Source organism: Limnobacter sp., assembly GCF_036846585.1.
Lineage (GTDB): Bacteria > Pseudomonadota > Gammaproteobacteria > Burkholderiales > Burkholderiaceae_B > Limnobacter.
In genome coordinates this window covers 1-9,056 of record NZ_DAIUBR010000056.1, presented here as the reverse complement: position 1 = coordinate 9,056, position 9,056 = coordinate 1, and the positions used below count along the sequence as shown (strand labels likewise).

General features: G+C 55.1%; 9 protein-coding genes. 8 read left to right on the top strand and 1 reads right to left on the bottom strand.

Annotation, left to right across the window (positions count from 1 at the left end):
- Positions 1–42: 42 nt before the first annotated feature.
- Positions 43–573, bottom strand: a complete 531-nt coding sequence (locus V7028_RS15115) for a rhomboid family intramembrane serine protease (RefSeq protein ID WP_334120913.1) — start codon at positions 571–573, stop codon at positions 43–45.
- A 101-nt stretch (positions 574–674) separates the two neighbouring features.
- Here V7028_RS15115 and V7028_RS15110 point away from each other — a divergent pair, with 101 nt between their 5' ends.
- The 8 genes from V7028_RS15110 to V7028_RS15075 form a co-directional block, all read left to right on the top strand.
- Complete coding sequence (locus V7028_RS15110) at positions 675–1,856, top strand: phosphoglycerate kinase (RefSeq protein ID WP_334120912.1); 1,182 nt, start codon at positions 675–677, stop codon at positions 1,854–1,856.
- Complete coding sequence (gene pyk / locus V7028_RS15105; RefSeq protein WP_334120911.1) at positions 1,856–3,322, top strand: pyruvate kinase; 1,467 nt, start codon at positions 1,856–1,858, stop codon at positions 3,320–3,322. The genes V7028_RS15110 and pyk overlap by 1 nt, the downstream gene beginning before the upstream one ends.
- 61 nt (positions 3,323–3,383) lie before the next feature.
- Positions 3,384–4,448, top strand: coding sequence for a class II fructose-bisphosphate aldolase (gene fba / locus V7028_RS15100; protein ID WP_334120910.1), 1,065 nt, complete (start codon positions 3,384–3,386; stop codon positions 4,446–4,448).
- 86 nt (positions 4,449–4,534) lie between these two features.
- On the top strand, positions 4,535–5,431 hold the full coding sequence (locus V7028_RS15095) for a phosphoribosylaminoimidazolesuccinocarboxamide synthase (RefSeq protein WP_334120909.1): 897 nt from the start codon (positions 4,535–4,537) through the stop codon (positions 5,429–5,431).
- 4 nt (positions 5,432–5,435) lie between these two features.
- Entirely contained in the window at positions 5,436–5,960 is a 525-nt protein-coding gene (gene purE / locus V7028_RS15090) for a 5-(carboxyamino)imidazole ribonucleotide mutase (protein ID WP_334120908.1), read from the top strand.
- 17 nt (positions 5,961–5,977) lie between these two features.
- Positions 5,978–7,153, top strand: coding sequence for a 5-(carboxyamino)imidazole ribonucleotide synthase (locus tag V7028_RS15085; RefSeq protein WP_334120907.1), 1,176 nt, complete (start codon positions 5,978–5,980; stop codon positions 7,151–7,153).
- On the top strand, positions 7,140–8,171 hold the full coding sequence (locus V7028_RS15080; protein WP_334120906.1) for an L-threonylcarbamoyladenylate synthase: 1,032 nt from the start codon (positions 7,140–7,142) through the stop codon (positions 8,169–8,171). Before V7028_RS15085 ends, V7028_RS15080 begins: the two co-directional genes overlap by 14 nt.
- 132 nt (positions 8,172–8,303) lie before the next feature.
- The coding region (locus V7028_RS15075) for a hypothetical protein (protein WP_334120905.1) at positions 8,304–9,056 on the top strand (753 nt) is incomplete at its 3' end.

Sequence of the window (9,056 nt, the reverse complement as noted above, 5' to 3'; positions counted from 1 at the left end):
CACTGGGGGGCTTGTTCGGGTTGATGGTCTTGTTGTTGGCATTCAAGACGTTGGGCCGCGCCTCCTCAAAAGAATGACGATTCCCGCGAGCAGTCCACCGAAGGCGCCGCCACGGTGGGCTTCATAAGCAATCGGGCCGCCCACCAGTGCATCGGTGTGGTGGCCCGAACTCCATTCCAGCAGCAGCTTTAGCAGTAGGCCCGCAGCCAGTACCCACAAGGGCCAGGTTTTGTGCAGGTTGTTGGGGCTTCGGAAAAGGGCCAGCAACAGGCATGCCGCAAACTGAAAGTGCAGGGCACCGCTTAAGCCGCAGTACCAGTCCAAAGGCTCAATTGCAGCCACATAAAAAGCCACCCACACCAGCGACCCCGCCTGGATCCACAGCCATTCCCGATTGCTTCGCAGCCCTGAAAAGCCCCAAGAAAGCAAGGCCAGGCCCGCCAGGTTCAAGCCAAGGTGTGCCATGCCAAGGTGTGTGAATTGTGCCAGCAAGGCGTAAATGAAAAATGAGTCAATTAAATCAAGCCCTTGTTGTGGAAAGTCGGGCGCAAGGAACTGCCCGGCAATTGCCATGATTCCAATCGCAAAGGAGGATGCAACCCTGATGAAAAGTTGGCTAGGGGCGTTATAATTCCGGATTGTTTCCAATAACCTTCCTTGAGAGTTGAAAAGCAATGTTGCGTTTCCTTCGACTGACTGACCAAGACGTATCCGAAAAACGCGTGCTGATTCGCGTCGATTTTAACGTGCCAGTGGATGCAAATGGCAATATCACGGAAGACACCCGCATTCGCGCCTCGCTTCCGGGTATTGAATATTGCCTGAACAACAACGCCGCCCTCATGCTGACCAGCCACTTTGGCCGCCCCACTGAGGGCGAATACGACGAAAGGTTGAGCCTTGCCCACGTGGCTGCCCGCTTGGGCGAAATGCTTGGCCGCCCCGTGCGCCTGGTGAAAGACTGGGTTGAAGGTGTGGACGCAAAAGCAGGCGAAGTGTTGCTGCTGGAAAATTGCCGCTTCAACAAAGGTGAGAAAAAGAACAACCCCGAGCTGGCCCGGAAAATTGCAGGCCTTTGCGACATTTATGTGAATGACGCCTTCGGCACCGCCCACCGGGCTGAAGCCACCACCCACGGCGCCGCCCAGTTTGCACCAGTGGCCTGCGCAGGCCCTTTGCTGGCAGCTGAACTGGACGCCCTGGGTGCTGCGCTTTCTGCGCCCAAGCGCCCCATGGTGGCCATCGTGGCCGGTTCCAAGGTGTCCACCAAACTGACCATTCTGAATAGCCTGGCCAACAAAGTGGACCAGTTGATTGTGGGTGGCGGCATTGCCAACACCTTCATGGCTGCATTGGGTTTGCCCATTGGCAAGTCACTGGCCGAACATGATTTGGTCGGCGAAGCCAAAACAATTATCGACAACATGAAAGCGCGCGGTGCAGCAGTGCCCATTCCAACCGATGTGGTGGTGGGCAAGGAGTTTTCTCCAACGGCTTACGCCACCACCAAGAAAGTGGCTGATGTGGCCGCTGACGACATGATTTTCGACATCGGCCCGAACACCGCCGAAGAACTGGCCGCCATTCTCGACAAAGCAGGCACCATTGTGTGGAACGGCCCGGTGGGTGTGTTCGAATTCGACCAGTTTGGCAAGGGCACCGAGCACCTGGCCATGGCCATTGCCCGGTCCAAGGCCTTCTCGATTGCCGGCGGTGGCGACACCCTGGCTGCCATTTCCAAATACAACATTGGTGAACAGATCAGTTACATTTCCACCGGTGGTGGTGCATTCCTTGAATTTCTGGAAGGCAAAACCCTGCCTGCAGTGGAAATTCTTCAACAGAGAGCCGCTTGATGAGCAAATCATTGCCCAACGAATTCGTACCCCGTCAAACCAAAATTGTGGCCACTCTGGGGCCTGCTTCCACCGAACCTGCCGTTTTGGAAAGAATGATTGCGGCAGGTATGAATGTGGTGCGGGTCAATTTTTCCCACGGCACGGCGCAAGAACACATTGACCGCGTGAAAACCGTGCGTGAAATTGCAGCGCGACTGTGCCGCGACATCGCGGTGATGGCCGACCTGCAAGGTCCGAAAATCCGCATCGGTGTGTTTGCCAACGGTTCAACCACCTTGGTGAACGGTCAGCCATTTGTGCTGGAAGCGAAATGTGATTCTGGCGATGACGAACGTGTTGGGCTTGATTATCCCGAGCTGGTCAATGACGTGAAAGCGGGAGATACGCTGTTGCTGGACGACGGCAAAATCGTGTTGAAGGTCAAAAGGGTAACCCCCACGCAAATTCACTGCGAAACTGAAGTGGGTGGCGTGCTGAAAAACCGCAAGGGCATCAACAAGCTGGGTGGTGGTTTGTCCGCCCCCGCGCTGACGTCGAAAGACATGGAAGACATTCGCACTGCAGTGGCTTTCGAGGCCGACTACATTGCCGTCAGCTTCCCGAAAAGCGGTGCCGACATGTACATGGCCCGCGAATTGACCCGCGCAGCCGGCGGGCATGCTTTCATGATTGCCAAAATCGAGCGTTGTGAAGCGCTGGAAAACCTGGACGACCTGATTCGCTCCTGCGACGGCCTGATGGTTGCGCGTGGCGATCTGGCTGTTGAAATTGGCGACGCGGCAGTGCCTGCTGCCCAGAAACGTTTGATCCGCGCTGCCCGCGAAGCCAACAAACTGACCATCACTGCCACGCAGATGATGGAAAGCATGATTGAAAGCCCGGTACCCACCCGTGCAGAAGTGTCGGATGTGGCGAATGCCGTGCTGGATGGAACCGATGCAGTCATGCTGTCCGCTGAAACCGCTGCGGGCAAATTCCCGGTAGAAACCATTGTGGCCATGGCCCGTGTGTGCGTTGAGGCGGAAAAATCGGCCACCATCAGTCTTGATGCCGATTTCCTGAACCGCAAGTTCAAGCGTGTGGACCAGTCCATCGCCATGGCCGCGCTGTTCACAGCCCACCATCTGGAAGTGAAGGCCATTGCAGCACTTACGCAGTCCGGGTCAACTGCATTGTGGATGTCGCGTTTGAACAGTGGTGTGCCCATTTTTGCGTTAACGCCCGAAGAGAAAACCCGTCGCCGCCTGTCCATGTACCGCGACGTGCGTACCGTGATGATGCAGTACGAAACAGAAGACAGGGAGTTGTTGTTGGCCAAATCAGAGAAAGCCCTGCTGGATGCCAAGGTGGTCGAGCTGGGCGACCTGATCGTGATCACAATTGGTGAACCGATTGGCAAGTCTGGCGGCACCAACACCATGAAAATTGTGCGTGTGGGCGAACACATCGGCTCGCTCACTTGAATTACGCACTTAGCTTGCTCATTTAAGCAACCAGTTAATTTTATTTTTCGGAGAATTTGAAATGCCACTCGTATCCATGCGCCAATTGCTGGACCATGCTGCCGAAAACGGCTATGGCATCCCTGCGTTCAACGTGAACAATCTGGAACAGGTTCAAGCTGTGATGGCCGCCGCTGATGAAGTGGGTGCCCCCGTCATTTTGCAAGCCAGTGCCGGTGCCCGCAAGTACGCAGGCGAGCCTTTCATCAAGCACCTGATCCAGGCGGCCGTTGAAGCCTACCCCCACATTCCGCTGGTGATGCACCAGGACCACGGCAGCAGCCCCAAGGTGTGCCTGGGCGCAATCGATCTTGGTTTTGGCTCGGTGATGATGGATGGTTCACTGATGGAAGACGGCAAAACCCCCGCATCTTTCGACTACAACCTGCAAGTGACCCGCAAAGTGGTTGAAATGGCGCACAAAGTTGGCGTAACCGTTGAAGGCGAACTGGGCTGCCTGGGCAACCTGGAAACCGGAGAGGCGGGCGAAGAGGACGGTGTGGGTGCCGATGTCAAACTGGACCACAGCCAAATGCTGACCGACCCCGAAGAAGCCGCCGTGTTTGTTCGTGAAACCCAGCTGGACGCCTTGGCCATTGCCATCGGCACCAGCCACGGTGCCTACAAGTTCAGCCGCAAGCCCACGGGCGACATTCTGGCCATTTCACGCGTGAAAGAAATTCACGCCCGAATTCCGAACACACATTTGGTGATGCACGGTTCTTCCTCCGTGCCGGCCGATTTGCTGGCCATCATCAACCAGTACGGCGGCAAGATGAAAGAAACCTACGGCGTGCCCGTGGAAGAAATTCAGGAAGCGATTAAGTACGGCGTGCGCAAAATCAACATTGACACCGACATTCGCCTGGCCATGACAGGCGCGGTGCGCAAGTTCCTGTTTGAAAACCCCGACAAATTTGATGCGCGTGAATGGCTGAAGCCCGCACGCGAAGCGGCCAAGCAGATCTGCAAGCAGCGCTACCTCGAATTTGGTTGTGAAGGGCAGGGCGCGAAGATCAAGCCAATTGGCTTGACCGAGATTGCACAAAAATACGCCACAGGCGAATTGGCCCAGATCGTGCAGTAATTGTTGTTTACCCCTGGTAAAAGCTCACGCGGGCCGTGCCCCGCGTGTTTTATTTTTATAAGCCTGAATCCCGCGAGGCCTGTTCAATGAGTACTGTGTTTGAAACCAAGCTGACTTCCCTGCCACTGCTGCACCGTGGCAAAGTTCGGGAAAATTTTTCAGTCGGTGACGACAAAATGTTGATCGTGGCCAGCGACCGCTTGTCCGCCTTCGACGTTATTCTGGACCAACCCATCCCCGAGAAAGGCATGGTGCTGACCCAGATGGCCCAGTTCTGGTTCGACATTCTGGCCGATGTGGTGCCCAATCACCTGACCGGTATTGCGCCGGAAACAGTGGTGTCTGCCGACGAGGCGCCGCAAATCAAGGGCCGCGCCATGGTGGTCAAAAAGCTGAAAGCCCTGCCCATCGAGGCAGTGGTGCGCGGTTACCTGATTGGTTCAGGTTGGAAAGACTATCAAGCCACCGGTGCTGTGTGTGGCATCAAGCTGCCTTCCGGCATGCAAATGGCTGCGAAGCTTGAGGAACCCATTTTTACCCCAGCCACCAAGGCAGCCATGGGCGAACACGATGAAAACATCGACTTCGCCACCATGAGCGATGTGGTGGGTGCTGATTTGGCCCATCAAATCCGCGACGTGTCCATTGCCCTTTACGCCAAGGCCAGCGATTACGCTGCGCGCCAAGGCATTATTATTGCTGACACCAAGTTTGAGTTCGGCCTGGATGAAAACGGCACCCTGACCCTGATGGACGAAGTGCTGACCGCCGATTCGTCGCGCTTTTGGCCTGCAGACCAATACCAGGTGGGCATTTCCCCACCATCGTACGACAAACAGTTTGTTCGTGATTATCTGGAAAGCGTACCGGGCTGGAACAAAAAAGCGCCTGCGCCTACACTTCCACTAGAGATCATTGAAAAAACAGCGGCCAAATACCGTCAAGCCTATGAAATTCTGACTGGCCGCCTTTGGATTGGATAAGCAAATGATTGAAAGCACACCACACCTGCACACGTCTGACCATCCCAAAGTGGGCGTGGTCATGGGTTCGTCTTCCGACTGGGAAGTGATGAAAAACGCCGTGCAGGTGCTGCGCGACTTTGGCGTGGATTATGAAGCACGCGTGGTTTCTGCCCACCGCATGCCCGATGAAATGTTTGCCTACGCCGAAACAGCTAGTACGCGTGGCATTCAGGTGATCATTGCGGGCGCGGGTGGTGCTGCCCATCTGCCCGGCATGCTGGCCGCAAAAACCATTGTGCCCGTGATGGGGGTGCCCGTGCCATCCAAGTATTTGAGGGGTGAAGACTCCCTGTTGTCCATCGTTCAAATGCCCAAGGGCATTCCGGTGCATACCTTCGCAATCGGCGAGGCGGGTGCGGCCAACGCGGCCTTGGGTGCGGTGGCTATTTTGGCCTTGACCGACACTGAACTGAATCACAAATTGCAGGAATTCCGCGTCAGCCAGTCCAATGTGGCACGCGAAATGGAACTGCCCCCATTGCGTTGATTATTTAAACCACACACATGAGCAAGATCGAATTCAAAGCAGCCAAACCTGGCCAATGGCTTGGCCTGTTGGGCGGTGGCCAATTGGGCCGCATGTTCTGCATGGCTGCGCAAAGCATGGGGTACCGCGTGCTGGTGCTTGACCCCGTGGCCAATGGCCCGGCCGGGTCTGTGGCTGACGACCAGGTGTTGGCTGATTACCTGGACGACCAAGGCCTGGCCAAGCTGGCCCAGCGTTGCGTGGGTGTTACCACTGAATTTGAGAATGTGCCTGCTTTGGCGCTCGATACCCTGTCCAAAAGCATTCCGGTCAGCCCCTCCGCTTTTTCCGTGGGTGTGGCGCAAAATCGAATTGAAGAAAAAGCGTACATCAGTGGTTGTGGCGTGCCCGTTGCACCGCATGCGGCCATTCGCAGCAAGGCTGACATCACAGACGCACTGGTTGATTTGTTGCCCGGAATTTTGAAAACCGCACGCCTTGGCTACGATGGCAAAGGTCAGGTTCGCGTGAAAACGCTGGAAGACGTGCGGAAAGCCTTTGCTGAACTGAACGAAGTGGAATGCGTGCTTGAAAAACGCCTTGCATTGCAAAAAGAAATGTCGGTGATTGTTGCGCGCGATCACAAAGGTGAATGTGCCACCTTCCCCGTGGCGGAAAACCACCACCGCAAGGGCATTCTGGCCACCACGATTGTTCCCGCCCGGATTGACGACGCCATGGCGGCACAAGCCCGCGCCAATGCGATTGCCATCGCTGGTGCACTCGATTACATCGGTGTGTTATGTGTAGAATTTTTTGTGGTCGATGAAATGGGCCTGGTGGTCAATGAAATTGCGCCGCGCCCCCACAACAGCGGCCATTACTCCATTGACGCCTGTGTAACCTGCCAATTTGAACAACAGGCCCGTGTACTGGCAGGTTTGCCCTTGGGCGACACCCGCCAGCACAGCCCGGCAGTCATGGTGAATTTGCTGGGCGACCTTTGGTACGGTGCCGACGGCAGCGAACGTGAACCCGCCTGGGAAAAAGTGCTGGCCATACCGGAAGTGAAGCTGCATTTGTATGGCAAAGAACAAGCCAGGGTGGGCCGTAAAATGGGCCACATCACTGTGATTGCTGAAACACTGGACCGTGCCCTTGCTGTTGCCCAAGAAGTGCGTGACCTGCTGGGCATTGGCGATGACGACGACTGATTCAAGCCCGCAGCATGTGCATGCGGAATTGCTGACAGCCAGTGATGCCCACATTCAACGTTGCGCGCTGGCCTTGCAACAAGGTCACTTGGTGGCTTTTCCAACAGAAACCGTGTTTGGCCTGGGTGCGGCTGTTACGCAGCTGGGTGCCATTGAAGGCATATTCAAAGCCAAGGGGCGACCATCGGAACACCCACTGATTGCCCATGTGGCCCCCGGTGCGAATCTTCAAGGCTGGGTTGCAGAAGTAACACCCGCCATGCAAAAGCTGGTGGATGCCTTTTGGCCCGGCCCGCTTACCCTGGTGGTGCCCAAGGGCGAACGCATGCCGCTTGAAGTCACTGGCGGGCAGAATTCCGTGGGTATTCGCTGCCCATCGCACCCCGTGGCCATTGCGCTGCTGAAAGCAACCGGTGTGCCGGTGGCTGCCCCTTCGGCCAACCGGTTTGGCAAGGTAAGCCCCACCCGCGCAAGCCATGTGCTGGCTGAGCTGGGTGATCGAATTCCGTTCATTCTTGATGGTGATGTGCCCGAAGTGGGCATTGAATCCACCATTGTGTCACTGCTCAACGACCAACCCGCAGTGCTTCGGCCTGGTGCCATTACGGCTGCGCAAATTGAAGCCGTGTTGGGTGTGCCTGTAAAAACCCATGGCGAGGTGTCGAAAACCCCCAACGCCAATCCCCGTGTTTCCGGCGCACTGGAAAAGCACTACAGCCCGGATGCGAAGGTGCGGGTATTGCAAGCCAGCGAATTGGCCGCATTGCCCATTCAACACAAAACCTTGTGTGTGGGCTGGGCCGATGCATTTCTGGCGCAGGCAGATGCGCTGCGCGAACAACATGCCGATGTTTTGGTTGAAGCGCTGAACAACAACCCAACTGACGTAGCCAAGGCACTGTACGCCACTTTGCGGCAGGCCGACGAATTGGCTTGCAAGCAGGTGTTATTTGAAAAACCCGAAGAAACTACAGAATGGGAAGCGGTCAACGACCGGTTGAAACGGGCGTCTGCATAATATTGAATTTCCAGGCCATTGTAAAAAAAGCAGAAGCCAAGGTCATTTTTCTTAGATGGAAATAATGAACCTATTGAGCCAGTTATTTACATACACTGACACGCATCTACTTTTCCTTTTTCGATGGTTGGCATGATCAAACTCCGTTGGTTTGCGGTCGCATGTTTCTACTGGTGTTCTTTCCCTTCATGGGCAGGCAACTCTGGGGAAATCCAGGTGATGTCGAAAGAATCCCGGGCGCAGTTTGAACAGCCTTGCCCTGATGGCAAGCAACTCGGTCATTTCGATATGATTGTCCGATCATCGGGTGATTTGGTATTTCATTCGCGTTGCATTGGATCGAAGGCCATTGAATCCAGGCTTCTGAGGTCGAACGGAAAACTGCCAACCCATGAAGTGCCGCGTGTGTTGGAAATGGCAACTTCTCGTCGCGGTATATCCATAACCTCATCTGTTGGTGTATTTCACCAGAAAATACAACTGAAGGGTGATCTCGAATCCCCGTGCGTACAAGTTACAGCAACCGCGAATACGGAAGATCCGTTCCCATCTCAATTTGTGATTAAAAAGCAAAGCTGGCGCGGTCAAATCCAATACCTTGTCGATTCCAGCTGTACTGCAATGGCGATCAAAACCGGCAACTGGGTAGTCACTTTACCCACCGATCGGGCAGAAGCTTTCAGAATTTATGGTGTTGAATTCAGGGTGGAGCCATTGCCGCCGCAGTCGGCAATTTCTGACTCGATTAAAGTTAACCAACGGTCGAGTTCCTTACATAACCCAAATGATGTTATGTCGCTGAGCAGAAAAGGGTTTGTGCGGTTTTTTCAGCCTTGCCCACAACAAACCAGATTGAGTTTCAGTCAAGTACGCATTGGTCCAGAC

Excerpts from the sequence above, each read along its gene's own strand:
- pyk (WP_334120911.1), top strand. The coding sequence starts at position 1,856 with ATGAGCAAATCATTGCCCAACGAATTCGTACCCCGTCAAACCAAAATT.
- V7028_RS15115 (WP_334120913.1), bottom strand. The coding sequence starts at position 573 with ATGGCAATTGCCGGGCAGTTCCTTGCGCCCGACTTTCCACAACAAGGG.
- purE (WP_334120908.1), top strand. The coding sequence starts at position 5,436 with ATGATTGAAAGCACACCACACCTGCACACGTCTGACCATCCCAAAGTG.
- V7028_RS15085 (WP_334120907.1), top strand. The coding sequence starts at position 5,978 with ATGAGCAAGATCGAATTCAAAGCAGCCAAACCTGGCCAATGGCTTGGC.
- fba (WP_334120910.1), top strand. The coding sequence starts at position 3,384 with ATGCCACTCGTATCCATGCGCCAATTGCTGGACCATGCTGCCGAAAAC.
- V7028_RS15080 (WP_334120906.1), top strand. The coding sequence starts at position 7,140 with ATGACGACGACTGATTCAAGCCCGCAGCATGTGCATGCGGAATTGCTG.
- V7028_RS15095 (WP_334120909.1), top strand. The coding sequence starts at position 4,535 with ATGAGTACTGTGTTTGAAACCAAGCTGACTTCCCTGCCACTGCTGCAC.
- V7028_RS15110 (WP_334120912.1), top strand. The coding sequence starts at position 675 with ATGTTGCGTTTCCTTCGACTGACTGACCAAGACGTATCCGAAAAACGC.